We start from the raw sequence: 418 nt of genomic DNA on the forward strand, positions 1-418 counted from the left end.
GTTCTCGTCCTTGCAATATTTGAAACTAGGCGCGGTCACGCGCGAACGCCAGGGCGAAGGCGAGGCGCTTTCCGTGGCGATCGCCAATTATGTGCTGCTGTCGCCTGAGGCGTTGAACCTCGACGAGGCGAACCGCGATAAGCTCCAGAACCTCGTCAACGCCGACCCCATGGCGCTGATCGAATATTGGAGCGTCGATCCCGACTATGACGGCGAGGTGTTCCGGTCCGTCTGGCAGGACTATCGCGGCAACACCGAGAATGATGCTGATCCCTATCGCGTCGTAACGACGGCCCGGCTTGCCGGCCTGCCGAAGAAAGACGGCGCGCGCCGCGTGTGCGTCCGCGTGGTCGATGTCTTCGGCTTCGAGGCCGAGTCCATCGTCGAGGCAGCATGATGGTAAGCATCAACGATCTTT

General features: G+C 61.0%; 1 pseudogene. It reads left to right on the top strand.

Features of this window, described 5'->3' with window-relative positions:
• Nucleotides 1-397 (top strand): annotated as a pseudogene (locus AUL33_RS22610) (site-specific DNA-methyltransferase); the annotation flags it as partial.
• Nucleotides 398-418 lie beyond the last annotated feature (21 nt).

This window comes from Aureimonas sp. AU12, from assembly GCF_001463705.1.
GTDB lineage: Bacteria > Pseudomonadota > Alphaproteobacteria > Rhizobiales > Rhizobiaceae > Aureimonas.